Below are 210 nucleotides of genomic sequence, written 5' to 3'. Positions count from 1 at the left end.
ATTGGGGTTGATTGACGTTCAGGGCCGGGGGCATGCCCCCGGTCCTGAACGTTGCGAACTGGGTGGGGGACATCCCGCCCAGGGTGGAATGGGGTCGAATATTGTTGTAGTCATCCCGCCAGTCGGCCAGCACCTGGCGAGCGTGCCGCAGACCGTGGAACAGGGTTTCATTCAGGCATTCATCGCGCAAGCGTCCGTTGAAACTTTCCA

Annotated in this window: 1 protein-coding gene; it reads right to left on the bottom strand. The window is 60.5% G+C overall.

Annotation, left to right across the window (positions count from 1 at the left end; all coding sequences use genetic code 11):
- On the bottom strand, nt 1–210 hold a 210-nt coding region (locus tag ACM9HJ_RS31060), incomplete at both ends, for an integrase core domain-containing protein (RefSeq protein WP_416575680.1).

It is taken from the genome of Niveispirillum sp. KHB5.9 (assembly GCF_048066115.1).
Taxonomy (GTDB): Bacteria; Pseudomonadota; Alphaproteobacteria; order Azospirillales; family Azospirillaceae; genus Niveispirillum.
Note: the sequence above shows the minus strand (reverse complement) of the source record. Positions and strands in the feature narration are given on the sequence as shown.